We start from the raw sequence: 24,658 nt of genomic DNA on the forward strand, positions 1-24,658 counted from the left end.
CATTCAAATATCGACAGGATCAAACATGAGCAAGATCATCGGGATCGACCTGGGGACGACCAACAGCTGTGTGGCTGTGCTGGACGGGTCCAAGGTCCAAATCATTGAAAACTCGGAAGGCGCCCGCACGACGCCGTCCATCGTCGCCTACATGCAGGACGGCGAGGTCCTGGTCGGCGCGCCGGCCAAACGCCAGGCGGTCACCAATCCGACCAATACGATTTTCGCCGTCAAGCGCCTGATCGGCCGCAAGTTCGACGAAAAGGCCGTGCAAAAGGACATCCACCTGATGCCCTACAAGATCCTCAAGGCCGACAATGGCGACGCCTGGGTCGAGGCACAGGATAAGAAGCTGGCCCCGCCGCAGGTGTCGGCCGACATCCTGCGCAAGATGAAAAAGACCGCCGAAGACTACCTGGGCGAGGAGGTCACCGAGGCCGTGATCACGGTGCCGGCGTATTTCAACGACAGCCAGCGCCAGGCGACCAAGGACGCCGGCAAGATCGCCGGCCTGGACGTCAAGCGCATCATCAATGAACCGACGGCTGCGGCCCTGGCCTTCGGCCTGGACAAGGCCGAACGCGGCGACCGCAAGATCGTGGTCTATGACCTGGGCGGCGGCACGTTCGACGTGTCCGTCATCGAAATCGCCGATGTGGATGGTGAAAAGCAATTCGAGGTCCTGTCCACGAACGGCGACACGTTCCTGGGCGGCGAAGACTTCGACCTGTGCATCATCAACTACATCATCGACGAATTCAAAAAGGAATCCGGCACCGACCTGTCCAAGGACGTGCTGGCCATGCAGCGCCTGAAGGAAGCCGCCGAAAAAGCCAAGATCGAACTGTCCTCCACGCAGCAGACCGAGATCAATCTGCCGTACATCACGGCTGATGCTTCCGGCCCCAAGCACCTGAACCTGAAGGTCACGCGCTCCAAGCTCGAATCTCTGGTGGAAGACCTGATCGAACGGACCATCGCTCCTTGCCGCACCGCCATCAAGGACGCCGGCATCAAGCTCTCGGAAATCGACGACGTGATTCTGGTCGGCGGCATGACCCGCATGCCCAAGGTCCAGGACAAGGTCAAGGAATTCTTCGGCCGTGATCCGCGCAAGGACGTGAACCCCGACGAAGCCGTCGCCGCTGGCGCCGCGATCCAGGGTTCCGTGCTGTCGGGTGACCGGAAAGACGTGCTGCTGCTGGACGTGACTCCGCTGTCCCTGGGGATCGAGACCCTGGGCGGCGTCATGACCAAGATGATCAAGAAGAACACCACCATCCCGACGCGATTCTCGCAGGTGTTCTCCACGGCGGACGACAACCAGCCGGCGGTGACCATCAAGGTCTACCAGGGCGAGCGCGAGGTCGCCGCGGGCAACAAGGCCCTGGGCGAGTTCAACCTGGAAGGCATCCCGCCGGCCCAGCGCGGCCTGCCGCAGATCGAGGTCACTTTCGACATCGACGCCAACGGCATCCTGCACGTGTCGGCCAAGGACAAGGGCACCGGCAAGGAAAACAAGATCACGATCAAGGCCAGTTCCGGCCTGACCGAGGACGAGATCGAGCGCATGGTGAAGGACGCCGAGGCCAATGCCGAGGAAGACCACCGCGTGGCCGAGCTGGCCCAGGCGCGCAACCAGGCCGACGGCCTGGTGCACGCCACGCGCAAGTCCCTGACGGAATACGGCGACAAGCTCGACGCCGCTGAAAAGGACGCCATCGAGGCTGCGATCAAGGATCTGGAAGAAGCCGCCAAGGGCGACGACAAGGCCGCCATCGACGCCAAGACCGAAGTCCTGGCGACGGCTTCCCAGAAACTGGGCGAGAAGATGTACGCCGACATGCAGGCCAAGGCGGCGGCCGAGGGCGCGGCTGCGGCTGACGGCGCCCAGCCGGCCGACGACAATGTGGTCGATGCCGACTTCAAGGAAGTGAAGCGCGACTGATCGCCGCCCGCAGTGTCCCGGCCCGCCCAGCGGCGGTCCGCAGGACGGCGCGGCGATCCATCTGCACCTGCCCGGTTCCGGCATTTTGCCGGCCCGGGCATGTGTCCTTCAATCTGTAGCGTATAGAGCAAGTAATCGATACCCATGGCAAAACGCGATTTCTACGAAGTCCTCGGGGTGGCCAAGAACGCCTCGGATGACGACATCCGCAAGGCCTATCGCAAGCTGGCGATGAAATATCACCCGGACCGCAACCCGGACAGCAAGGAAGCCGAGGACAAGTTCAAAGAGGCCAAAGAGGCCTACGAGATGCTGTCGGACGCGGAAAAGCGGGCGGCCTATGACCGATTCGGCCACGCGGGGGTGGATCCCAATGCGGCAGCCGGCGCCGGCATGGGCGGGGCGGGGGGGTTCGCCGATGCCTTCGGGGATATTTTCGGGGAGATCTTCGGCGGCGCAGCCGGCCGGCGCGGTGGCAGCGGCCCGCAGGTCTATCGGGGCGCCGACCTGAAATACAACCTGGAAATCAGCCTGGAACAGGCGGCCAACGGTTTCGACACCGAAATCCGCATTCCCAGCTGGGAAAACTGCGAAACCTGTCATGGGTCCGGCGCCAAGCCGGGCACCACCCCGCATACCTGCCATACCTGCGGCGGTAGCGGCGCAGTGCGCATGCAGCAGGGCTTTTTCAGCGTGCAGCAGACCTGCCCGACCTGCCACGGCAGCGGCAAGGAAATCGCCCATCCCTGCGCCGAGTGCGACGGAGTGGGACGCATCCGCAAGAACAAGACGCTGCAGGTCAAGATCCCGGCCGGGATCGACGACGGCATGCGCATCCGCTCGTCGGGCAACGGCGAGCCGGGCGTCAATGGGGGCCCCTCGGGCGATCTGTTCGTCGAAATCCGCATCAAGCCGCACGGGATCTTCCAGCGCGACGGCGAAGACCTGCATTGCGAACTGACCATCCCCTTTACCAAGGCGGCGCTGGGCGGCACGCTGGAGGTCCCGACCCTGGCCGGACGCGGGGAAATCACCATCCCGGAAGGCACCCAGACGGGCAAGACCTTCCGCCTGCGCGGCAAGGGCATCAAGGGCATCCGCTCCAGCTATCCAGGTGACCTGTACTGCCACGTGGCGGTGGAAACGCCGGTGCGCCTGAACGACGAACAAAAGGCGCTGCTGCGCCAGTTCGAGACGTCGCTGACCACAGGCGGCGACCGTCATTCGCCCAAGAGCGAATCCTGGACGGACAAGGTCAAGAACTTCTTCTCCTGATCGCGGATCAGGACGGCTTCGCGGCGGGGTCCGCCGCGACGGCGATGCTCAGGTCCTCGGGTTTGAGCACTGCCCGCAGGACATCGTTTACCTGATCGGCGGTCAGCGTCTGCATCTGGTCGATGATGCGCTGTTCCCAGGCGAAGCTGCGGCCGGTGTCCAGGTAGTCCAGCCAGTGGTCGGCCAGCCAGCTGTCGTTGGATCGGCCCAGTTTCAGGAACTCGAGCAGGGATTTCACGCCCTGGTTCACTTCTTCCTGGGTGAAGCCGGTCTTCAGCGTGCTGTCCAGCGTCTGGCGCATGGCGTCCTGCAGCGCCGCAGCGTTCTGGGATGCCATCGTGGCGAAGATTGTCCAGCTGCCGGACGGTTCCCAGGACGAGGCCTGCAGATGGCTGCCCACCGTGTAGGACAGGCCGCCCTTGACCCGGATGGCCTGCCACAGGCGGGAATCCTCGGATCCGCCCAGCAGGTGGTTGGCCAGGATCAGGGCTGGCCAGCGGGGATCGGTATCCTGCAGTTTCAGCGACAACGCGGCCAGGTAGTTGGCATTGGCCTTGCCCGGCGCGGGGATATGGAAGGTCTTGGGTGTCACGGCGTACCAGGGATCCGGAATCCGCTGGTATGCCGGCGCCTGGCGCCAGCCGGCCAGGCCTGCACGCAGGCTCTGTGCCACGGCCTGGGGGTCGAAGTCGCCGACGACGGATACCTGGATGTTGCCTGCGCCGTAGAAGCGGTCGTGGAATTTCCGCAAGGCGTCCGGGGTCAGGGATTGAGTGTCTTTCGTCAGTTCGGGCGCCGTCGGGGTATAGCGGACGTCGTCGCTTTTCCAGGGCTGGTCCTGGCGCTGCAGTGTGTTGCTCACCAGCCAGGACGGGCTGGCGGCCTCGTTCTGGATATTGGTCAGCACCGCATGCTGGATTTCGGTCAGTTCTGATGCAGGAAATGCAGGATGGCGCAACAGGCGGAAAGTCAGGGCCAGCAGGTCTGGCAGATGCGTGCGGGAACTGCGCAGGGCAACGGTCAGTACGTTCCCGCTGGCGCTGAAGCTCAGGTCCGAATCAAGGGCGTTGAGCTGATCGTCGATCTGTTGGCGGGATAGCCCGTCGGATCCGCGCAGCAGCATGGCAGCCGTGATAGATGGCACCAGGCCCAGGCCACGCATTTGTTCGGCGGTGCCGAAACGCAGTCGCATATAGGCGTGAACCTGGTCGCCCGGCGTGGCCTTGGGCAGCAGCGCCACCTGGACCGGTCCGTTGGGCAGGTTCAGCGTATCGCGCTGGGTGTCGGCGTCCAGGGCCTGCGGGTCGGTGTCGAAACTGGCGACGGTGGGGCGCGGCGTGCCGGTCTTCAGTTGCGCGACCCAGGGGGCCAGGTCGGCGGCGGGGGCCGTCGGCGCGTAGGTCGGGTCCGGCGTCGGCAGGTACAGGCCGCTGGTGCGGTTGCTGGGCAGCAACCAGGCGTGTAATTGACTGCGGACCTCGTCCAGGGTCAGGGCGCGGATGCGCAGTGGATCGATGAACAGCAGGCGCCAGTCTCCGCGCGCCACCGCGTTGGACAGGGCAGCGGCCAGGCTGGCCGGGCGGTTGTAGACGCGCTTCCATTGGTTCAACCAGGCGGTTCGGTTGCGATCCAGGGCGGCCTGGTCCAGCTGGTCGATGCCGCCCGATTCCAGCGCTTTTTCCAGTGTGTCCAGAACAGCCCGGGGGTTGGCCGAGGGCTGCAGCTGCGCCCCGAACACCGCGTATCCGGGCTGCCGCATGGGGGGGGCGAAGCCGAAGATGTCACTGGCCTGGCTGGTCTTGACCAGCGCCTGGTACAAGGGCCCGGCCGGGCTGTCGGCGAGCATGTCCGCGCCCAGGGACAGGGCGGTGTAGACGTCGCTGGCGCTTTCCGGGAAGTGGTACTGGACGATGGCGATCGGGCTGCCTCCCGACCGTTTCAGGGTCACGGCCCGGGCGCCTTGCTGGACGGGCTCGATCGTGTATTCCGGTGGCAGCTTGCGTTCCGGACGGGCGATGGGGCCGAAGTCCCCGGCGACCCATTGCAGGACTTGATCGGCGTCGAAGCGCCCGGTGACGATCAGCACGGCGTTGTCGGGCTGGTAGTAGCGATGGTAGAAGGCCCGCAGCTGCGTGATGTCCACGTTCTCGACGTCGGATCGGGCGCCGATCACGCTGCGCCCATACGGGTGCCAGACGTAGGAGGCCGCGTCGGTCTGCTGCAGCAGCGTGCTGAACGGGCTGTTTTCTCCTTGTTCCATTTCGTTGCGCACCACGGGCATTTCGGCGTCCAGGTCGGTGCGGCTGATGCTGGCATTGAGCATGGCGTCGGCCTGCCAGGACAGATACCAGCGCAGGGTGTCCGGGTTGCTGGCGAAGGTCGCGTAATAGTTGGTCAGGTCCTCTGTGGTGGATCCATTGGCCGCCAGCCCGCGCCGTGAGAATTCCGCCAGGGCGTCGGGGTGTTCGGGACTGCCTCGGAACATCAGGTGTTCCAGCAGGTGCGCCATTCCGGTTTCGCCCGGCCCTTCGTTGCGCGAGCCGACCTGGTAGCTCATGTTGACCGTAGTCTGGGCGCGCGAATCGTCGGGGGCCAGCAGGATGGTCAGGCCGTTGTCCAGCCGGTATTCGGTGACGCCTTCGATCATCACGACCTGCTGCACGCCTGGCGGCAGGGGGGCCGAGGCCTGCTGGGGCACGGCCTGGGCGGAGGGCGATCTGGTCTGTGCCTGCGCGAGGCCCTGGACCCCCATCAGCAGCAGGCTGCACAGCGCCAGCATGACGGGCAGGGCGGAGAAACGGTGCTTTGGCAGGGAATTCACAGAGATGTCCAATGAGGGCCTGGGTCCGCCGCAGAGCGGGTGACCCGTCATTTTGCCAAAAATCGCATGGCTTGTTCCAGCCCGTCCATCGTCATTCCGTACATGCGGTTGTGCATCAGCTCGCGCACGATGGCGATGGACTGGCGGTATTGCCAGTATCCGGAAGGTTCCGGATTCAGCCAGACGGCGTGCGGCCAGTGGCCCAGGATGCGCTGCAGCCAGGCCGCGCCGGTTTCGGCGTTGTTGTGCTCGACCGAACCGCCAGGGTAGAGCAGTTCGTAGGGGCTCATGGTCGCGTCGCCCACCAGGATCAGACGCCAGTCCTCGCCGTAGCTGCGCAGCAGATCCCGGGTGTCGATGCGCGCGCCGTGGCGCCGTTCGTTGTGGCGCCAGACCGATTCGTAGGGACAGTTGTGGAAGTAGAAGACTTCCAGGTGCTTGAATTCGCTGCGGGCCGCTGAGAACAGTGATTCGATGCGGGCGATGTGATCGTCCATGCTGCCGCCCACGTCCAGCAGCATCAGGACTTTCACGGCGTTGTGGCGTTCGGGCACCCAGCGCAGATCCAGCATGCCGGCCTGTTCGGCCGTACCTCGGATCGTGCCGGGCATGTCCAGCTCCAGGTCCGCGCCCTGGCGGGCGAAGCGGCGCAGCCGGCGCAACGCCACCTTGAAATTGCGGGTGCCCAGGGTCTGCTGGTCGTCGTAGTCCCGATACTGGCGTTGTTCCCAGACCTTGACAGCGGTGCGATTGCCGGCCGAGGGGCCGCCGATGCGGATGCCTTCGGGATGGTAGCCGCCGTGCCCGAACGGCGACGAACCGCCGGTGCCGATCCATTTGCTGCCGCCGGCGTGGCGTTCCTGCTGTTCGGCCAGGCGTTCGCGGAACATGTCCATCAGGCGGTCCCAGCCGTGCTTTTCCAATGCGGCCTTTTCCGCGTCGCTCAGGTGCTTGCGGATGGTCTGCTGCAGCCAGTCTGCGGGGATGTCGGGGTTGCCGGCCTGGGCCTGCAACTGGCCGATGAAGGCGGCGAAGACCTGGTCGTAGCGGTCGTAGCGGGTTTCGTCCTTGACCAGCGCCATGCGCGCCAGGTGATAGAAGTCTTCCGTGCTGACAGGGGCTGCCGGACTGCGCAGCAGTTCCAGCAGGCTGAGATATTCCCGGATGGATACCGGGATGCCAGCGCTGCGCAGGCGGGTGAAGAAGTCGATCAGCATGGTCGGGTGGAAAATCGGGGGCGAAGCGGCGGCCCGGGCGTCAGCCGCGCGGCCGCTGCAGCTGATACTGCAGGTGTGCCCGGACTTCCGGCCATTCTCCCGCCATCAGGCTGTACATGACCGTGTCGCGCACCGTGCCGTCGCTGCGCAGGGCGTGATGGCGGATCACGCCGTCCCGGTGTGCGCCCAGCCGCTCGATGGCCCGTTGCGAGGCGATGTTGTAGTTGTCGGTGCGCCAGCCGACCACGGCGGCCCCCAGGGTCTGGAAAGCGTGTTCCAGGAGCAGCAGCTTGCAGGTGGTGTTGACGTGCGAGCGCTGGTGGGACCGGCCATACCAGGTGTAGCCGATCTCCAGACGCGCCAAGGCCGGGACGATGTCGTGATAGCGCGTGGAGCCCAGGATGGCGCCGCTGGCGGCGTCCGTGACGGTGAAGGGCAGCATGTGGCCGTCGTCCCGGCCTTGCAGCGCGGCAGCGATGTAGGCGTCGGTGTGTTCCGGGTCGGGTACCGAAGTGACACGCAGGTTCCACAGGCTGCCGTCTGCGGCGGCGGCCCGCAGACCGGGCGCGTGTTCGGGGGCCAGCGGGATCAGGCGGATGCCGTGGCCTTCCAGGGTGACGGGGGTGGGCGAGGTGATGAAGGGTTGAGCGCTCATGGGCGAGGTCCGGTGGTGGTCGGAATCAATGATGCTGGGCCGGGGGGCTGCCTGGGTGCTAGCGCCCGCGTTGCGTCAGGGCGGCGAGCCGTTGCAGCAGGTTCAGGTCCTGCTCGTTTTTCAGCAGGGCGCCGGCCAGGGGCGGGATGTCGCCCTGGCCCAGCGTCTGCGGGGCCACGGATTCGGCCAGCAGCAGGCGCAGCCAGTCCAGGAATTCGGAGGTGGATGGCCGTTTTTTCAGGCCCGGGACGTCGCGCAGGCGAAAGAAGACGTCCAGGGCCGCCCCCAGGATGTCTTCGCGCAGTCTTGGGAAATGCACCGCCACGATGTCGCTGAGCGTAGCGCGGTCGGGGAATTCGATGTAGTGGAAAAAGCAGCGCCGCAGGAAGGCGTCGGGCAGGTCTTTCTCGTTGTTCGAGGTGATGATGATGAGCGGCTTGTGCTGCGCCTGGATGGTCTGCCGGGTTTCGTACACATGGAATTCCATGCGATCCAGTTCGCGCAGCAGATCGTTGGGGAATTCGATATCGGCCTTGTCGATCTCGTCGATCAGCACCACGCAGGGCGCCTCGGATGCGAAGGCCTGCCACAGCACCCCCCGTACGATGTAGTTGCCGATGTCGTGGACGCGGTCGTCGCCCAGCTGGGAATCGCGCAGGCGCGACACGGCGTCGTATTCGTACAGGCCCTGCTGCGCCTTGGTTGTGGATTTGATGTGCCACTGCAGCAGGGGGCGACCCAGCGCCTGGGCGACCTCTTCAGCCAGCAGCGTTTTTCCGGTGCCGGGTTCACCCTTGACCAGCAGGGGGCGCTGCAGAACCAGCGCTGCATTGACGGCCATTTTCAATGCATCGGTGGCGACGTAGTGATCGGTGCCCTGAAAGCGTTGGGGGTCGGGGGAAACGGCAGCGTCGGTCATGGGGTTGGCAGGTGATCGGCAGCGCGATAGGCGCGTTGTTATAGGGTTCAACATTCGATGGCTGTCTGTATCAGGGCAACTATCGTACAATCAGTATGCCTCATCGGCCCGGCAAGGGTGGCCGATGCCGACACTAAAATTCGAAACACGAGACAAGAGGCCATATGAAGTCACAAGGAATGACAAGGCATGGGTTGGGGATTGCCAGCCTGCTGGTGTCCTGTTTGTTTGCGGGGTCTGCTCTGGCGGCGGATGCTGCGGCGATTCAGGGCGACGCACAAGCAGGTTCCCAAAAGGTTTCCATGTGCATCGGTTGCCACGGAATCCAGGAATACAAGGCGGCTTACCCCGAGTTGTACCATGTCCCCATGATTGCTGGTCAGAACGCGGCGTACATCGTCGCGGCGCTGAAGGAATACGCCAACGGCGCCCGTTCCTTCCCGACCATGGATGCCATCGCCAAGTCCCTGTCCGAACAGGACATGGCCGACGTCGCAGCCTACTACCACAATCTCAAATAGGGGAATACCATGCGAGCATTCTGGATTGCCCTGGTGGGGTGCGGTCTGATGACGGCGGGCGCTCAGGCCGCCGACCTGACGGCCGGCAAGGCTGCCTTTGAAAAATTCACCTGCGCGTCCTGCCATGGGGCGGACGCCAAATCACCCATCATGCCGGATTACCCGATCCTGGCGGGCCAGCACCAGGATTACCTGGCGCATGCCCTGGTCGCCTACCAGCGCGGCCAAAAAGGCGAACCCGCCTCGGCCAACGTGCGCAAGAACGCCGTGATGGGGGCCATGGCCTCGCAGCTGTCGCCTGCCGACATCGTCAATATCTCTTCCTGGCTGTCCTCGCTGCCGACGCCCCTGCACGTGCGATAGCGGTCGGTGCCGGGCTGCGGGTGTCGCCTGCGGCCCGGGCGCCGGTGGCGGAACATCAGGCCGTGCGGCTGGCGTGGCGCCGGATCAGATCCAGGTAGTGGTCATTGTCCAGCGGCTTGCCCAGTCGCTGGGCCTCCCAGACGACTTCACCCAGTGCTTCCATGATGACGTGGGCAGCCTCGTGTTCGTCGTGCGTCTGCAACAGGCCGTTCCAGGCGGCCCTGATGCCGGGCGGGTGATCGATCGACAGCTGTTCCTGGATCGCCAGGTGCATCGACAGATGCAGGAACGGGTTCGTGCGGCCGGCCTCGACGGGGTAGTCGCGCTGGGATGCGTCCGGATCCTGCAGATCGTCATGGTATTCGGGGTGGCGCTCGACCAGGTCGGCTGCCATGGTTTCCAGCGGCGTCAGGACACCGCCGGCGAGGCGTTTGCGCCAGGCCTCGGTGAAAAATTCCCGGACCTGTTCTTTGGATGGGTTGAACATAGAATGTGCACAGGGCATGATGAAGCGTAATCTTCATTTTACCGGGCTGCTGCGCAGCGGATTCAAACGGCAGCAGATTCCCGACGCCCTGCAGGGCAGTTTACGTTAAACTCTTATATAAGACTGCGGCGCCACGCACAGCACCCTCTTTTGAACAACAACCCCAGCAACACTGGAGCACTCATGTCTTATCAGCACATCAAGGTCCCGGCCGGTGGTCAGAAAATCACGGTCAACGCCGACTTTTCCCTCAACATCCCCGACGAACCCATCATCCCCTATATCGAGGGTGACGGCACAGGCCAGGACATCACGCCGGTGATGCTGAAAGTCGTGGATGCGGCCGTGGCCAAGGCCTATGCCGGCAAGCGCAAGATCCACTGGATGGAAGTCTTTGCCGGTGAAAAGTCCACCAAGATCTACGGCCCCGACGTTTGGCTGCCCGAAGAAACCCTGGAAGCGGTCCGCGACTACGTGGTGTCCATCAAGGGCCCGCTGACCACCCCCGTCGGCGGCGGCATCCGTTCCCTGAACGTGGCCCTGCGCCAGCAGCTGGACTTGTACGTCTGCCTGCGCCCGGTGCGCTACTTCAAGGGCGTGCCTTCACCCGTGCGCGAACCGGAAAAGACCGACATGGTCATCTTCCGTGAAAATTCCGAAGACATCTACGCTGGCATCGAATTCGAAGCCGAATCCGACAAGGCCCGCCAGCTGATCGAGTTCCTGCAGAACACCCTGGGCGTGAACAAGATCCGCTTCCCGGCCACGTCCGGCATCGGCGTGAAGCCCGTATCGCGCGAAGGCACCGAACGCCTGGTGCGCAAGGCCATCCAGTACGCCATCGACAATGACCGCCCCACCGTGACCCTGGTGCACAAGGGCAACATCATGAAGTTCACCGAAGGCGGCTTCCGCGACTGGGGCTACGCCCTGGCCCAGAAGGAATTCGGCGCCCAGCTGATCGACGGCGGCCCGTGGTGCAAATTCAAGAATCCCAAGACCGGTCGCGACATCACGGTCAAGGACTCCATTGCCGACGCCTTCCTGCAACAGATCCTGCTGCGCCCGAACGAATACGACGTGATCGCCACGCTGAACCTGAACGGCGACTACGTGTCCGACGCCCTGGCAGCCCAGGTCGGCGGCATCGGCATCGCCCCGGGCGCGAACCTGTCCGACTCCGTCGCCATGTTCGAAGCCACCCATGGCACGGCGCCGAAGTACGCCGGCAAGGACTACGTGAACCCCGGTTCCGAGATCCTGTCCGCTGAAATGATGCTGCGCCACATGGGCTGGACCGAAGCGGCCGACCTGATCATCAGCAGCATGGAAAAATCCATCCTGTCGAAGAAGGTCACCTATGACTTCGCCCGCCTGCTGGAAGGCGCCACGCAAGTGTCGTGCTCCGGATTCGGTCAGGTGATGATCGACAACATGTAATGATCCAGGATGATCCCCGCTGTTGACGGCGGGGTTCCCCGGTCTTGGCCCCGCCCCTTTCAGGAGCGGGGCTTTATTGTTTGTGGCCCTGGTGGGCCGTCGGGTTGGCCGGCAGATGGGGGCTGGAGTCACGCTGCAACCCGCGCATCCGTGCTACAGGTGGGCGAACCCCGCCTTCAGGTCGGCGATCAGATCGTCGGGCGATTCCAGGCCGATGTGCAGGCGCACCAGAGGCCCTGCGTATGGCCATTGGGATGCGGTGCGAGCCGGCATGGGGTCCTGCGGCATGATCATGCTTTCGAAGCCGCCCCAGGAAAATCCCAGGTGAAAGAGTTCCAGGCTGTCGACGAAGTTCCGCAGGGATTGCGCCGCGCAGGGCTTGAGCACCAGCCCCATCAGGCCGGATGCGCCGGTGAAGTCGCGCTTCCAGAATTCGTGGCCGGGAGCGCCCGGCAGGGCGGGGTAGAGCACCTGTTCCACGCTCGCCTGGGCAGCCAGCCATTGGGCGACTTCCAGTGCATTGCGGTGATGGCGTTCCAGGCGCACAGAGAGCGTGCGCAGCCCGCGCTGGGCCAGGTAGACGTCGTCGGGTCCTGCATTGAGGCCCTGTGCGTAGACGTAGTCGCGCACTTCCGGCCATGCGTCCTGGGTGCTGGTGATCGAGCCCAGCAAGGCATCCGAATGACCCGTGATGTATTTCGTGCAGGCCTGTACCGAGACGTCTACGCCGTGCTCGAAAGGCTTGAAGTACAGCGGTGAGGCCCAGGTGTTGTCCATCACTACGCGGGCACCGTGCCGGTGGGCGCATTGGGCGATGGCCGGGATGTCCTGTACCTCGAAGGTCTGCGAACCAGGGGATTCGACGTAGACGATGCGCGTGTCGGGCCGGATCAGGCTGTCGATGCCCGCGCCGATGGCGGGGTCATAGAAGGTCGTGGTGATGCCGTAGCGGGCCAGGATGGTCGTTGCGTAGTGGCGGGTGGGGCCGTAGACGCTGTCGCTCATCAGGATGTGATCGCCGGTTTTCACGAAAGCCGACAGCGCGGCGATGCAGGCACCCAGTCCCGAGGATGCCAGCAGCGTGCGATACCCGCCTTCCAGGTAGGCAATCGATTCCTGTAGCGCGAAGGTCGTCGGCGTGCCCTTGCGGCCGTACCACATCACGCCGGCCTCGTCGTGGTCGATGGCCTGCTGGCGTTCGTCCATGTCCTTCATGTTTTCGAACACGATGGTCGAAGCCCGACAGACGGGAGGGTTGACCGTGCCGCCGTACTCTTTGGGTGAACGTGTGCCGTGCGACAGAAAGGTTTCCACCGCCGGTGCCGCGTGCAGTGGGGTTCCTGCGAGCGAGTGAACCATGTCGGATGTCAGTGGGGCGTTCATGTTTGCATTTCCTGGGTGGATGATGGGAGACAGTCTAGGTTTTCCACCAGGAAAAAAGTTTCTATTCTTTCTATTGACTCTAGGTTAAATTAGAAAAAATTTCTAAAACAAAGGGTTTGTATGGATAAATTCGATTATAGAATCCTGGAAATCCTGCAAAAGGATGCGTCTGTGAGTCTGGCGGAGCTCGCCGCCCAGGTCGGCTTGTCCACGACACCATGCTGGCGGCGCATCCAGCGTTTGAAAGAAGACGGGGTCATCCAGTCGCAGGTGGTCCTGTGCGATCCGGTCAGCCTGGGGCTGGGGTTGACGGCCTTCGTCACCGTAAAGGCCGCCCGCCACGACGATGCCTGGACAACCCGGTTCCTGGATGGCGTCATGGGCATTCCCGAAATCCTGGAGGTCTACAGGATGGCCGGTGAGATCGACTATCTGCTGAAGGTCGTGGTGTCGGACATCGCCGGGTACGACCGGGTGTACAAGCGGCTCATCAAGGTCGCCGAACTGGTGGATGTCAGCTCCGGGTTCGTCATGGAAGTCGTCCGGCATACGACGGTGCTGCCGCTGGAACAGGTCCGTTGGCCTGCGGGAGCAGCCAGGGCCTAGGAATCGGGCCAGCGGATTGACGTCGGCGAGGGCGGACAGGTCCGTGTGTGTCTCATGGTGGGTGGAAATCCACTGGATTGCACAGAAGCGCTTCGCATTTTCAGGCCCGCCTTGTAGAATCCGGGGAAAGTGATCCAGGGGGAGCCCGCATGTGGTTTCAAGTGGCTGCCGCATGGCCGGAAAGCCCATGAACAGTTTGCATCAGACGGGTGGCGTCGAACAGGCGGCGCTGACCGAGGCTCACGCCATTCAACGCCTGGAGGCATCCGTCCAACGTCTTGAGCAGTCCGAACGCCTTCAGCGGGCGCTGTTCGCCATTGTCGACATGGCTGCGTCGGGACTGGATATGCAAAATCTGCTGAAGGGCCTGCACGGCATCATCGCGCAGCTGATGTACGCCGAAAATTTTTACATCGCGCTCTATGATCCACAAACCGAGACTGTGCGGTTCATCTATTTTGCCGACGTCATGGATGGCCAGCTGTACGGGCCCGACCAGGAATTCACCGCTGAACAATTGCGCAACACCATCACGCTGGCCCTGATTCGCAACGGCCAGCCCAGGCGGGGCGCATCAGACGAGGTCGCTTCCAGCCTGGGGCTGGACCGAAGCAGTGCAGTGGGCACGCCGTCGGTGGATTTCATGGGCGTGCCGATGCGCCGCGATGGGCAGGTGATGGGCCTGCTGACGGTGCAGAGCTATGAGTCCGGCCAGGGATACACGCAGTCCGATCAGAACGTGCTGGCCTTCGTCGCTGAACACGTGCTCAATGCCGTCGACCGCAAACTGGGGCAAGAGGCCCTGGAACGTCGGGTGGCCGACCGCACCAGCGAGCTGGCCTGCGCCAATGCCCGGCTGCAGGAACAGGTCCGCGAGGGCGAAAGGGCGGCGCACCTGCAGGCGACGCTCTATCGCATTGCGGCGCTGGGGCACAGCCAGGACGGCAACGAGGCTTTTTATCGGAACATCCATCTGGCAGTCGGCGAGCTGCTGAATGCGGAAAATTTCTACATCGCCCTGGTGTCCGACGACGAGCAGCGGCTGGATTTTCCCTATTATGTGGATGGTGCCGGTGCGCGGCTGATTGCACGGCCCTGGGGGCGGGGCATGAGCGAATACGCGATCCGCCAGGGGCAGACGGTCCTGATGGACGGGATCGGGATTCGCGCCCTGATGGAAGGTGGCGAGGTCGATGCGGCTACCTACGGTCCCGAGGCCGTGTGCTGGATGGGGGCGCCCTTGCTGGGTTCGAAAGGCGTGATGGGCGTGGTCGTGCTGCAAAGCTATCGACGGGGGTTGAGCTATACCGAACAGGATGCCGACCTGTTGACCTTCGTGTCCTATCAGATCGCCAGCACCTTGCAGCGGCGCCAGCAGGACGCCGCTTTGCAGACCCTGAACGCCCAGCTGGAACAACGGGTGACGGAACGCACGCGGGAATTGCGCGAGCAGATCACGGCCCGGGAACAGACGCAGCGGCAATTGCGCCACCAGGTGATGCACGATCCACTGACCGGCCTGCCCAATCGCGTGTATCTGCGTGACCGTCTGGAGCGCGCGCTGGGCAACCAGCAGCGCGATCCGGGGCGCCGTTTTGCCTTGCTGTATCTGGACGTCGACCGGTTCAAGCTGTTCAACGATGGCCTGGGGCATCTGGTCGGAGACGACGTCCTGCGCGAAGTCGCTCGGCGCATTGCCGACTGCGTGCGTGCGCCCGATGTCGTCGGGCGTTTGTCGGGGGACGAGTTCGCCATCCTGCTGGAACACTGTCCCCAGCCGTCCACGGCCTGCCTGGTGGCCCAGCGCATCCAGGCGGGGATGACCCAGTCGGTTCGTGTCGGCGACCGAGCACTGCACGTGTCAGTCAGCATCGGCATCGCCATGAGCCACGCCGGCTACCGCACGGTGGACCAGTTGCTGCACGATGCCGACACGGCCCTGTATCGGGCGAAGGAAGCCGGTCGCCAGCGCTTTGTCCTGTTCGATGAAAAGCTGCATGCGTCCGCCATGAATTTGCTGGACCTGGAGCAGCAGATGCGCGCGGCGCTGGAAACCGGCCAATTCGTGCCGTACTTTCAACCGATCGTGCGCTTGCCGGATGCCGGCGTTGTCGGCTATGAGTCCCTGATCCGCTGGCGCCACCCTGAACGAGGTGTGCTGGGGCCAGGCACATTTTTGCGGGCGGCCGAGGAAACCGGCCTGATCGAAGCCATCGACTGGCATCTGTATGGCCCGGCTTTCCAGGCGGCGAGGGGGTTTCTGGGCGATGACAAGGTACTGAACATCAATATCTCGCCGCGCCATTTTCACAGCAGGAACTTTCCTCGACGGCTGTTGGACCTGCTGGATCGCGCGGGCATTGCGGCCCGGCAGCTCTGCGTGGAAGTCACCGAAGGCACACTGCTGTCGAATCCGGATGCCGTCGGCAAGGTGCTGGCGAGCCTGGACGAGGCCGGCGTCCAGATCGCCCTGGACGACTTTGGCACGGGGTATTCGTCGCTCAGTCACGTGCACCGGTTTCCGCTCAGGACCCTGAAGATCGATCGTTCCTTCATCGAACCCCTGGGCCTGGGGCAGCAGCAGCGCAGCTCCGCCATCGTGTCGGCCGTCCTCAGCCTGGCCAGATCGCTGGACTTGAACGTCGTGGCCGAAGGCGTGGAAACTGCCCTCCAGAGGGATGCCTTGCAGGCCATGGGCTGCGCACACGCCCAGGGATTCCTGTTCGGACGACCTGCCCCCGCCGATCACTGGCTGTTGGGAAATTAGGGTGATCCCTGGCGGCTGAAGCAGATAAAAATTGACGCTGGCAAAGTGTTGTGTATACCCTCAATGCCCATCAGGGATGATTTGAGGAGAACAGGATGCAGGCATTTCGAAAGACCGCCGCGGCACTGGGCATCACGGTTTTGTGCTCGCTTGGCTTGGCGGCTGCGGGGCACGCGGAAGAGCGCATTGCATACAAATCGGCCAAGGCTGGCACGTCCTACTACCAGATGGGCGTGGAACTTGCGAATGCCATCAAGACAGGGTCAGGGGGCGGTACCATCCTGACGGTGGAAGAAAGCCAGGGGTCGGTCCAGAACGTCATGGAGGCCGCAGTCCGGTCCGGCAATTACGTCTTCACGTCGCCTCCGGGCCTGGTTGAAAGCGCCGTGGCTGGCACGGGACCGTTCAAGAATCGCCCCAAGGAACCCTTCGCCACGATCCGGGCGCTGTTTCCGATTCCTTCCCTGACCATGCACTTCGTGATCCGGGGTGACCAGCAGGTCGATCAATTTTCCGACATGGCGGGCAAGACCATTCTGCTGGGCAAGGGCAGCTTCGGGGCTACGGAGGGTGAGAAATACATCAAACTCTTCGGCCTGGAAGGCAAGGTCAAGATCGCTTCGGCTGAACTGGGCAATGCCGCCGATGCGCTCAAGAACGGCCAGATCGACGGCTTTGTGACGGCGGGGTCGTTCCCTGCGCCCAATCTGGTCGAGGCCGCTGCCAGCATGCCGGTATCCCTGGTGTCGCTGACCGACGAGCAGATCGCGCAGACGGGGCGCCTGAAGCAGATCATTCCGGCAGGCACCTATGCCGGAGTGGATAAGGATGTCGCCACCACATTCCTGCCCGTCGAGGCGTTTACCACGTCCGCAATGAGTGACCAGACTGCCTACCTGTTGACCAAGACCTTCTGGGAGCAAAAGGCGGTGCTGAGCGACCAGGCCCCGTGGTGGAAAGCAGTGACGCCCGAGATGCTGATGATGACCAAGGTCAAGCTGCACCCGGGCGCCGTGCGCTATTACCAGGAAGCGGGCGTCCAGATCCCTGAAGGCATGCGCTGAGATGGTGGAGCCCGTGCGGCGATCTCCTGTTTGGGTGATCCTGGGGCTGGTGTCGATCGTCTTTCACCTGGGTCTGGTTTTCAGTGGTCTGGTGCCGGCCTTGGTGGCCAGGCCCATCCATATGGCCCTGGCGTTGCCTTGGCTGTTCATCTATTCGGCACGATCCCGACGGCAGGCGCTATCGGGGTGGGTGGTGATGGTGCTGGGGCTGGCCGCCTGCCTGTATACCGCCCTGAATGCCGAGGCCCTGGGAGATCAATATGGCTTTCTGGATAGCAATCTGCAGATTGCCGTGGGCCTGGTGTTGCTGGGTGTGACCCTGGAAATGGCTCGCCGGGCCATCGGCTGGCCGTTGCCGCTGGTGGCCTTGGCCTGTCTGCTGTACGGATTTTTCGGGCAGTATGTGCCAGGGCAGTTCGGCCACCCGGCCGTTCCTCTGGGCAGCACGCTGGGCACGCTGACGATCACCGAGGGCGGAGTCTGGGGGTCGCTGACCGGGGTGTCGGTCAGCGTCGTGGCGATTTTCGTCATCATGGGCGCCGTCCTGAACGTCGGCGAGGCGGGGCAGGGGTTTCTGAACATTGCCATTGCGGCAGCGGGTCGCCTGCGGGGCGGCGCCGGCAAGGTCGCGGTGTTGGCATCCGCGCTGTTCGGGTCGATTTCGGGGTCGGCTTCGGCCAACGCCGCTTCCATCGGCGCCGTGACCATGCCAACCATGGTCCGCATGGGGTATCCGAAATCCCTGGCAGGAGCCGTAGAGGCGGTGGCATCTTCCGGCGGGCAGATCATGCCGCCTCTGATGGGGGCGGGCGCTTTCGTGATGGTCGAACTGACCGGGACCCCGTACACCCGGATCATGGCGGCGGCTTTGCTGCCGGCGCTGCTGTATTTCCTGGCCGTGTGGATCGGCATCGACCTGTTCGCGCGCCGCTACGGGCTGCGGGCCTTGGATCAGGACGAACAGCCCAGCCGGCGCGACGTGGTCATTACGTTGCTGTTTTTCCTGGTGCCTTTCGGAGTCTTGCTGCAGCAGATGTTCATTGCCCAGGTGACGCCGCAGTACGCTGCCTGCATGGCGATTCTGGTGGGCGTGCTGCTGCTGTTCCTGGACATCCACTTCAAGGTATCGCTGTCGACGTTCGTGCGCAGGATCTCCGAGGCCGCCATCATCGCGGGCCGGCAGGTTTCCATGATCGCGGCGATCATCATCTGCGCATCCATCGTAGTCGGCGTCCTGGGGATGACGGGGTTGGGCATCAAGGTCACGTCGGTCATCCTGGCCCTGGCGCAGGAAAGCCTGTGGCCGGCGCTGGTGCTGACGGCCGTCGCCTGCCTGCTGCTGGGTATGGAAGTACCGACTACGGCGGCGTATGTCATCTGCGTGGCCATCGCCGGCCCCGCCCTGAATCGCCTGGGCATCGATCTGCTGCTGGCGCATCTGTTCGTATTCTGGTTCGCCTTGCTGTCGACGATCACGCCGCCTGTGTGCGGCACCGTGTTCATCGCCGCAGGCATCGTGGGCGAGAATTGGCTGAAGGTGGCCGCATCGGCCATGCGGCTGGGTGTGGGGCTCTATATCATCCCGCTGGCCATGATCGCCAATCCGCAGTTGGTGCAGCTGATCGAACATCCCTGGTCGGCCGTGCTCGCCTTCGTGCAGATCGGCGTGGGTCTGTGGGGATTGTCCTTTGCCTTCATTTCAGGGCATCGCGCATGGCTGCGGTTGCTGGCCGGCCTGGCCGGGGCCGCAATCTGTTTCGGCCCGGCGCTGTTGCGCTAGAGCCCGGCTGCGGAGAGCATCCCTAGGGACTTCCCTAGGTGTCATCCGCTGATTCAACCTTCATAATGCTGCACATGCAGGTGAGGAGACAGCCCTGCTTGGGCACTGGCGCTGCGCAGATAGCGCTTTCATTTGTAGGCGGTACCCATAAAAAAGAAAACCTGACAGGGCCGGTGATTTGATCACCGGCCCTGTTCATTTTGTGCTGGTGGCCGCAGGCAGCCTCAGTGCCCGCCGGCGCTTGAAAACACATTCAAGACCAGCACGCCCGCCAGGATCAGGCCAATGCCGATCATGGCGGCCAGGTCCAGCGCCTGTCCAAAGACGAAATAGCCGATGATGGCAATGGCGACGATCCCCGCTCCGGACCACACCGCGTAGGCGATGCCCACCGGGATGGTTTTGAGCGCCAATGCCAGCAGATAGAAGGCCAAGCCGTAGCCGATCACGGTGATGGTGGATGGAACCACCCGGGTAAAGCTGTCAGATGCCTTCAGGGCGGATGTGGCGGCCACTTCGGCCGCGATGGCGATGAGCAGATAGGTCCAGCTGGGGTTCATGAAGGCTTTCCAATGGTGTGAGGTCGTGCCAGGCGTGCTGGCGGAAGGGGGGCTGTCAGGCCTGTGAGGGCAGGCGCAGCAGCGCGGTCACGGCACCGGCGCCGCCGTCGCGTTCGCTGCCCTGGACCCAGGCCTGAACGGCTTCCAGGCGGCTGAGATGCTGGCGGATGGCGGATTTCAGCACGGGTTCGCCCTGGCGCGAGCCGATGCCTTTGCCGTGGATGATGCGCACGCAGCGGACGTCGTGTTCCAGGCAGGATGCCAGGAATCGGTCGAGACGTTCACGGGCCTCGTCCAGCGTGCTGCCGTGCAGGTCCAGCGTGGCCTGGGCGATCCATTTGCCGCGCCGCAGACCGCGCAGCAAATCCGGCCCGCAGCCGGCTTGCAGGAATTCCCCGGCGTCGGGGTCCAGGATCCCGGTGTCTGCCGGGCTCCTCTGGCGGGCAGGTTTGAGCCGCTTGGGCACGTTGGGTTCACCCTGGGCATGTTCGCGACGGGCGCGCAGCAGCGTGTCCGGAATGCGGCGCAAGGATGCCCGAGCCCGCGGCCCGCGATCGGGCAGCGGTTGCACGAAGCGCATGGCCTGGCGAAACAGCGCCTGGTCTGCCAGGTCGAGCACGGGCGGCGCATCGTCGTTTGACGATGCGGGTTCCGCAGATGCGGGGGCGCTGGACGATTTCGGCGTGCGGAGGCGGCCTGGCCGGCGCGTGCTGCGGGCCTTGGGGCGCGGCATGGTTGCCGGCTGTTCCGCCGCCTGTTCGGCGGCGGAACGCAGTCGGCGCAAATCTGCCAGCGTGGGCTTAGAGTCCTTCATTCTCCAGCCAGCGTTGTGCATCCAGGGCAGCCATGCAGCCGGTGCCTGCGCTGGTGATGGCCTGGCGGTAGACGTGGTCCTGCACGTCGCCGGCGGCGAACACGCCGGGTACCGAGGTCATCGTGGCCAACCCCTGCAGGCCGCTGCGGGTGGTGATGTAGCCGTTTTCCATGTCCAGCTGACCCTCGAAGATGGCCGTGTTGGGCTTATGGCCGATGGCGATGAAGGTGCCGGTCACGGCCAGGTCTTCGGTCTGGCGGGTCTGCGTGTTGATCAGGCGGGCGCCCGTGACGCCGGAATCGTCGCCCAGGACTTCCTGCAGCTCGTAGAAGAGCTTCAGGCGCATGTTGCCGTTCTCGACCTTGTCCATGAGTTTGTCGACCAGGATGGGTTCGGCGCGGAATTTATCGCGCCGGTGCACCAGCGTGACGGTGCGGCAGATATTGGACAGGTACAGGGCTTCTTCGACTGCGGTATTTCCGCCGCCCACCACCAGTACATCCTGGTTCTTGTAGAAAAACCCGTCGCAGGTGGCGCAGGCCGAGACGCCGCGTCCCATGAAGGAATGTTCGGATTCCAGGCCCAGGTACTGGGCGGATGCCCCAGTGGCGATGATCAGGGCGTCGCAGGTGTAGGTGGCACCCGTGTCGCCGTTCAGCACGAAAGGCCGTTTGGACAGGTCGACGCTGGCGACGTGGTCGAAGACCATTTCCGTATTGAAGCGCTGGGCATGTTCCATGAAGCGCTGCATCAGGTCGGGCCCCTGGACGCCGGCCACGTCGGCGGGCCAGTTGTCGACGTCGGTGGTGGTCATCAATTGGCCGCCCTGTTCCAGACCGGTGACCAGCACAGGGGACAGATTGGCGCGGGCGGCATAGACCGCAGCGGTATAACCGGCTGGGCCAGAGCCCAGAATCATCACTTTCGCGTGTTTTGCAGTAGACATCACAGAAAATCCGTTCATCATCAACCGCCCAATTATAATGGGCAGATGGCTAGAATTCCGGTGACCTCTTCCCGCTCCACGCGTAACGTGCGCAATGGCCCCTCTCCCCTGCAGACGCGCCTGACCGGCCTGCTTCGCGAGGCTCGCTGGATCCTGCTGGCGGCCGTGGCCGGCTGGCTGATCCTGGTCCTGGCCACCTGGCATCGGTCCGATCCGGGTTGGTCGCATTCCTTGACCATCGGCGCCACCCAGAACTGGGGCGGCACCTTCGGGGCCTATGTGGCCGACCTGATGCTGTATCTGTTCGGCGTTTCCGCCTGGTTGTGGGTGCTGCTGATGCTGCGCCATGTCGCGGCGGGGTTCTATCGCCTCACCCGCGTGGTGCTGCCGTCCAAAGTTCCAGAATTGCTGCCTCGGGTGCGCTGGGAGGTCGGGATCGGCTTCACGCTGTTGTTCCTGGGCTGCATGGGCATCGAGGCCCTGCGCCTGCAAAGCCTCGGGACTGCATTGCCGGCGGGCGCCGGTGGGCAGTTGGGCCACCTGCTGGCCGGCATTCTGGCGGATACCGCCGGCAGCGCGGGGGGCACCTTGCTGTTGCTGGCGTTCATCGTCATGGGTTCCAGCCTGTTTTTTGGATTTTCCTGGCTCAATGTCTCGGAAAAAGTCGGCTTCTACATTGAATTGGTCGCGCGCCGCCTGCTCGACCTGAAGAACGCCTGGCAGGATCGCCGGGCTGGCCAGACGGCGCAGGCCGAACGCCAGGAAATCGTCGAGACCCGCCAGACGCAGCTGGTGCACGAGCAGCCAGTGCGCATCGAACCCACCGTCACCACGGTACCGAAATCCCCCCGCGTCCAGCAGGAAAAGCAGCAGGCGCTCTTTACCGCCAAGGAAGACCCGGGCCTGAGCGGCAGCCTGCCGGCCCTGTCTCTCCTGGATCCGGTCGAACAGGTTGGGGAAACCGTCTCGCCGGAAACCATCGAATTCACCTCGCGTCTGATCGAAAAGAAGCTGTCGGACTTCGGCGTCAGCGTCACGGTGGTGTCGGCCCAATCCGGTCCGGTCATCACCCGCTACGAGATCGAGCCCGCCACGGGGGTCAAGGGCAGCCAGATCGTCAATCTGGCAAAAGACCTGGCTCGGGCGCTCAGCCTGGTGCGCATCCGGGTCGTGGAAACCATACCCGGCAAGAACCTGATGGGGCTGGAATTGCCCAATCCGCGCCGCCAGATGGTGCGCCTGTCGGAAATCCTGGGCTCGCAGGTCTACCACAGCAGCGCTTCGCTGCTGACCATGGCCCTGGGCAAGGACATCGCCGGCAATCCGGTGGTCGCCGATCTGGCGAAGATGCCGCACCTGCTGGTCGCCGGCACGACCGGCTCGGGCAAGTCTGTCGGCATCAATGCCATGATCCTGTCGCTGCTGTACAAGGCCGATGCCAGCCAGGTGCGCCTGATCCTGATCGATCCGAAGATGCTGGAAATGTCCGTGTACGAAGGCATCCCTCACCTGCTGGCGCCGGTCGTCACCGACATGCGCCATGCGGCCAATGCCCTGAACTGGTGCGTGGCCGAAATGGAAAGGCGCTACAAGCTGATGAGCAAGCTCGGTGTGCGCAACCTGGCGGGTTACAACGCCAAGATCCGCGATGCCCAGAAGCAGGAACAGCCCATTCCCAACCCGTTCTCGCTCACCCCTGATGCGCCGGAACCGCTGGGCACCCTGCCCATGATCGTGGTAGTCATCGACGAACTGGCCGACCTGATGATGGTGGTCGGCAAAAAGGTCGAGGAACTGATCGCCCGTCTGGCCCAGAAGGCGCGGGCTGCCGGCGTGCACCTGATCCTGGCCACCCAGCGTCCCAGCGTGGACGTGATCACCGGTCTGATCAAGGCCAATATCCCGACCCGCATCGCGTTTCAGGTATCGTCCAAGGTCGATTCACGCACCATCCTGGACCAGATGGGGGCGGAAGCCTTGCTGGGGCAGGGCGATATGCTGTATCAGCCGCCGGGCACCAGTGTGCCCACCCGCGTCCATGGCGCCTTCGTCCATGACGACGAAGTCCACCGCGTGGTCGAGGCCCTCAAAGAAGCCGGCGAACCTGATTACGTCGAAGGCCTGCTCGAAGGCGCCCTGGAAGGCGAGACCGGCGACGGCGTCAGTTCCGTCACAGGCTTTGCCGATCAGGAAAACGACCCCTTGTATGACCAGGCGGTGGAAGTCGTCATGCGCAGCCGCCGGGCCTCGATTTCCTTCGTGCAGCGCAATCTGCGCATCGGTTACAACCGCTCCGCGCGGATCCTGGAGCAGATGGAACGGTCCGGGCTGGTCAGCCCGCAGCAACCCAACGGGAACCGCGACATTCTGGTGCCGGGCCAATCCGGCGAGGACGATTCATGAGCCTGTCTGCCTGTTTTCCGATCTTCCGCCGCAGTGTGCTGGCCGTATTCGTATCCTGCGGACTGGCAGGCCTCCCCGCGCTGTCCTGGGCGGTCGACACTGCCCAGATGCAGCTGCAGACCTTTGTCGAGAAGGTCAAGTCCGCCACCGGCCAGTTTCAGCAGGAACAGGCCGCTTCAGACGGCGCCAGGCGCGTCCAGACTGGCACTTTTGCGTTTCAGCGTCCGGGTAAATTTCGCTGGCAGGTCGTCAAACCCTATGCCCAGCTGATCGTGTCCGATGGCCAGCACGTCTATCAGTACGACCCGGATCTGGAGCAGGTCACCGAGCGCCGGGCGGGGCAGGCCATCGGGGCCTCGCCGGCAGCATTGCTGTTTGGGTCCGGTTCCCTGGATGACGCCTTCAATGTGCAGGCGCAGCCCGACCGCGACGGCCTGCAATGGCTGCGCGCAGTGCCCAAGACTCCGGATGCGGGCTTCACCCACGTGGACATCGGCTTTGCCGACGGTCTGCCCCAGCGGCTGGAATTGCTGGATGCCTTTGGCCAGACCTCTCGCATCCGGTTCTCCGACCTGAAGGCCAATCCCGGCATCCCCGCGTCCCAGTTCCAGTTCACCGTGCCCCAGGGCGCCGATCTGGTGAAGATGAACTGATGGCCACCCAGAGGGACTTGCTGGGGGACGCCCCGC

Annotated in this window: 20 protein-coding genes; 11 read left to right on the forward strand and 9 right to left on the reverse strand. The window is 63.9% G+C overall.

Annotated elements, in window-relative coordinates; all coding sequences use genetic code 11:
- The first annotated feature begins 25 nt into the window (after positions 1 to 25).
- Positions 26 to 1,948 (forward strand): molecular chaperone DnaK, encoded by a 1,923-nt coding sequence (gene dnaK / locus VDP74_RS02290; RefSeq protein ID WP_322998000.1) that lies wholly within the window; start codon positions 26 to 28, stop codon positions 1,946 to 1,948.
- A gap of 144 nt (positions 1,949 to 2,092) precedes the next feature.
- A complete protein-coding gene (gene dnaJ, locus VDP74_RS02295; RefSeq protein WP_322998001.1) occupies positions 2,093 to 3,223 on the forward strand; it encodes a molecular chaperone DnaJ in 1,131 nt (376 codons plus the stop codon).
- Positions 3,224 to 3,230: 7 nt separating this feature from the next.
- On the opposite strand, the gene VDP74_RS02300 is transcribed toward dnaJ, so the two are convergent.
- The 4 genes from VDP74_RS02300 to VDP74_RS02315 are packed head-to-tail and all read right to left on the reverse strand — an operon-like array spanning position 3,231 to position 8,835.
- Entirely contained in the window at positions 3,231 to 6,044 is a 2,814-nt protein-coding gene (locus tag VDP74_RS02300; protein ID WP_322998002.1) for a pitrilysin family protein, read from the reverse strand.
- 47 nt (positions 6,045 to 6,091) lie between these two features.
- Positions 6,092 to 7,261: a vWA domain-containing protein gene (locus VDP74_RS02305; protein ID WP_322998003.1), complete on the reverse strand. Its 1,170-nt coding sequence runs from the start codon at positions 7,259 to 7,261 to the stop codon at positions 6,092 to 6,094.
- Between the two features lie 40 nt (positions 7,262 to 7,301).
- Positions 7,302 to 7,916: a GNAT family N-acetyltransferase gene (locus VDP74_RS02310; RefSeq protein ID WP_322998004.1), complete on the reverse strand. Its 615-nt coding sequence runs from the start codon at positions 7,914 to 7,916 to the stop codon at positions 7,302 to 7,304.
- 58 nt (positions 7,917 to 7,974) lie between these two features.
- Positions 7,975 to 8,835, reverse strand: coding sequence for a MoxR family ATPase (locus tag VDP74_RS02315; RefSeq protein WP_322998005.1), 861 nt, complete (start codon positions 8,833 to 8,835; stop codon positions 7,975 to 7,977).
- A gap of 179 nt (positions 8,836 to 9,014) precedes the next feature.
- Between VDP74_RS02315 and VDP74_RS02320 the strand changes: the two genes are divergently transcribed.
- Both VDP74_RS02320 and VDP74_RS02325 read left to right on the forward strand, forming a co-directional pair.
- Positions 9,015 to 9,356, forward strand: a complete 342-nt coding sequence (locus tag VDP74_RS02320; RefSeq protein WP_322998151.1) for a c-type cytochrome — start codon at positions 9,015 to 9,017, stop codon at positions 9,354 to 9,356.
- Positions 9,357 to 9,365: 9 nt separating this feature from the next.
- Positions 9,366 to 9,719 carry a cytochrome c gene (locus VDP74_RS02325; RefSeq protein ID WP_322998006.1) on the forward strand — a complete coding sequence of 118 codons (354 nt, stop codon included), beginning with the start codon at positions 9,366 to 9,368 and terminating at the stop codon, positions 9,717 to 9,719.
- 55 nt (positions 9,720 to 9,774) lie between these two features.
- Here VDP74_RS02325 and VDP74_RS02330 read toward each other — a convergent pair whose 3' ends face one another.
- Positions 9,775 to 10,206, reverse strand: a complete 432-nt coding sequence (locus VDP74_RS02330; RefSeq protein WP_322998007.1) for a DUF1841 family protein — start codon at positions 10,204 to 10,206, stop codon at positions 9,775 to 9,777.
- 183 nt (positions 10,207 to 10,389) lie between these two features.
- Here VDP74_RS02330 and icd point away from each other — a divergent pair, with 183 nt between their 5' ends.
- Complete coding sequence (gene icd / locus VDP74_RS02335; protein WP_322998008.1) at positions 10,390 to 11,646, forward strand: NADP-dependent isocitrate dehydrogenase; 1,257 nt, start codon at positions 10,390 to 10,392, stop codon at positions 11,644 to 11,646.
- Positions 11,647 to 11,799: 153 nt separating this feature from the next.
- Here icd and metC read toward each other — a convergent pair whose 3' ends face one another.
- The gene (gene metC / locus VDP74_RS02340) at positions 11,800 to 13,029 is read right to left on the reverse strand and encodes a cystathionine beta-lyase (protein WP_322998009.1); all 1,230 of its coding nucleotides are present in this window, start codon (positions 13,027 to 13,029) and stop codon (positions 11,800 to 11,802) included.
- Positions 13,030 to 13,149: 120 nt separating this feature from the next.
- Between metC and VDP74_RS02345 the strand changes: the two genes are divergently transcribed.
- The 4 genes from VDP74_RS02345 (at position 13,150) to VDP74_RS02360 (ending at position 19,246) form a co-directional block, all read left to right on the forward strand.
- Complete coding sequence (locus VDP74_RS02345) at positions 13,150 to 13,635, forward strand: Lrp/AsnC family transcriptional regulator (RefSeq protein WP_322998010.1); 486 nt, start codon at positions 13,150 to 13,152, stop codon at positions 13,633 to 13,635.
- A 187-nt stretch (positions 13,636 to 13,822) separates the two neighbouring features.
- Positions 13,823 to 16,402 (forward strand): EAL domain-containing protein, encoded by a 2,580-nt coding sequence (locus VDP74_RS02350; RefSeq protein ID WP_322998011.1) that lies wholly within the window; start codon positions 13,823 to 13,825, stop codon positions 16,400 to 16,402.
- 95 nt (positions 16,403 to 16,497) lie between these two features.
- Entirely contained in the window at positions 16,498 to 17,466 is a 969-nt protein-coding gene (locus VDP74_RS02355; protein WP_322998012.1) for a TAXI family TRAP transporter solute-binding subunit, read from the forward strand.
- A 13-nt stretch (positions 17,467 to 17,479) separates the two neighbouring features.
- Positions 17,480 to 19,246 carry a TRAP transporter fused permease subunit gene (locus tag VDP74_RS02360; RefSeq protein WP_322998013.1) on the forward strand — a complete coding sequence of 589 codons (1,767 nt, stop codon included), beginning with the start codon at positions 17,480 to 17,482 and terminating at the stop codon, positions 19,244 to 19,246.
- A 224-nt stretch (positions 19,247 to 19,470) separates the two neighbouring features.
- Here the strand turns inward: VDP74_RS02360 and VDP74_RS02365 are convergent, their stop codons facing one another.
- The 3 genes from VDP74_RS02365 to trxB are packed head-to-tail and all read right to left on the reverse strand — an operon-like array spanning position 19,471 to position 21,566.
- Positions 19,471 to 19,806, reverse strand: coding sequence for a multidrug efflux SMR transporter (locus VDP74_RS02365; RefSeq protein WP_322998014.1), 336 nt, complete (start codon positions 19,804 to 19,806; stop codon positions 19,471 to 19,473).
- Positions 19,807 to 19,861: 55 nt separating this feature from the next.
- Positions 19,862 to 20,620, reverse strand: a complete 759-nt coding sequence (locus VDP74_RS02370; protein ID WP_322998015.1) for a Smr/MutS family protein — start codon at positions 20,618 to 20,620, stop codon at positions 19,862 to 19,864.
- Positions 20,607 to 21,566, reverse strand: coding sequence for a thioredoxin-disulfide reductase (gene trxB / locus VDP74_RS02375; protein WP_322998016.1), 960 nt, complete (start codon positions 21,564 to 21,566; stop codon positions 20,607 to 20,609). The genes VDP74_RS02370 and trxB overlap by 14 nt, the downstream gene beginning before the upstream one ends.
- 45 nt (positions 21,567 to 21,611) lie before the next feature.
- Between trxB and VDP74_RS02380 the strand changes: the two genes are divergently transcribed.
- Both VDP74_RS02380 and lolA read left to right on the forward strand, forming a co-directional pair.
- Positions 21,612 to 23,969, forward strand: coding sequence for a DNA translocase FtsK (locus VDP74_RS02380; RefSeq protein WP_322998017.1), 2,358 nt, complete (start codon positions 21,612 to 21,614; stop codon positions 23,967 to 23,969).
- The gene (lolA, locus tag VDP74_RS02385) at positions 23,966 to 24,622 is read left to right on the forward strand and encodes an outer membrane lipoprotein chaperone LolA (RefSeq protein ID WP_322998018.1); all 657 of its coding nucleotides are present in this window, start codon (positions 23,966 to 23,968) and stop codon (positions 24,620 to 24,622) included. Before VDP74_RS02380 ends, lolA begins: the two co-directional genes overlap by 4 nt.
- Positions 24,623 to 24,658 lie beyond the last annotated feature (36 nt).

It is taken from the genome of Castellaniella sp. (assembly GCF_034674885.1).
Taxonomy (GTDB): domain Bacteria; phylum Pseudomonadota; class Gammaproteobacteria; order Burkholderiales; family Burkholderiaceae_B; genus Castellaniella.

Coding starts and splice junctions, on each gene's coding strand:
- dnaK (WP_322998000.1), top strand. CDS start 26: ATGAGCAAGATCATCGGGATCGACCTGGGGACGACCAACAGCTGTGTG.
- dnaJ (WP_322998001.1), top strand. CDS start 2,093: ATGGCAAAACGCGATTTCTACGAAGTCCTCGGGGTGGCCAAGAACGCC.
- VDP74_RS02305 (WP_322998003.1), bottom strand. CDS start 7,261: ATGCTGATCGACTTCTTCACCCGCCTGCGCAGCGCTGGCATCCCGGTA.
- VDP74_RS02310 (WP_322998004.1), bottom strand. CDS start 7,916: ATGAGCGCTCAACCCTTCATCACCTCGCCCACCCCCGTCACCCTGGAA.
- VDP74_RS02315 (WP_322998005.1), bottom strand. CDS start 8,835: ATGACCGACGCTGCCGTTTCCCCCGACCCCCAACGCTTTCAGGGCACC.
- VDP74_RS02320 (WP_322998151.1), top strand. CDS start 9,015: ATGACAAGGCATGGGTTGGGGATTGCCAGCCTGCTGGTGTCCTGTTTG.
- VDP74_RS02325 (WP_322998006.1), top strand. CDS start 9,366: ATGCGAGCATTCTGGATTGCCCTGGTGGGGTGCGGTCTGATGACGGCG.
- VDP74_RS02330 (WP_322998007.1), bottom strand. CDS start 10,206: ATGTTCAACCCATCCAAAGAACAGGTCCGGGAATTTTTCACCGAGGCC.
- icd (WP_322998008.1), top strand. CDS start 10,390: ATGTCTTATCAGCACATCAAGGTCCCGGCCGGTGGTCAGAAAATCACG.
- metC (WP_322998009.1), bottom strand. CDS start 13,029: ATGAACGCCCCACTGACATCCGACATGGTTCACTCGCTCGCAGGAACC.
- VDP74_RS02345 (WP_322998010.1), top strand. CDS start 13,150: ATGGATAAATTCGATTATAGAATCCTGGAAATCCTGCAAAAGGATGCG.
- VDP74_RS02350 (WP_322998011.1), top strand. CDS start 13,823: ATGAACAGTTTGCATCAGACGGGTGGCGTCGAACAGGCGGCGCTGACC.
- VDP74_RS02355 (WP_322998012.1), top strand. CDS start 16,498: ATGCAGGCATTTCGAAAGACCGCCGCGGCACTGGGCATCACGGTTTTG.
- VDP74_RS02365 (WP_322998014.1), bottom strand. CDS start 19,806: ATGAACCCCAGCTGGACCTATCTGCTCATCGCCATCGCGGCCGAAGTG.
- VDP74_RS02370 (WP_322998015.1), bottom strand. CDS start 20,620: ATGAAGGACTCTAAGCCCACGCTGGCAGATTTGCGCCGACTGCGTTCC.
- trxB (WP_322998016.1), bottom strand. CDS start 21,566: ATGTCTACTGCAAAACACGCGAAAGTGATGATTCTGGGCTCTGGCCCA.
- VDP74_RS02380 (WP_322998017.1), top strand. CDS start 21,612: ATGGCTAGAATTCCGGTGACCTCTTCCCGCTCCACGCGTAACGTGCGC.
- lolA (WP_322998018.1), top strand. CDS start 23,966: ATGAGCCTGTCTGCCTGTTTTCCGATCTTCCGCCGCAGTGTGCTGGCC.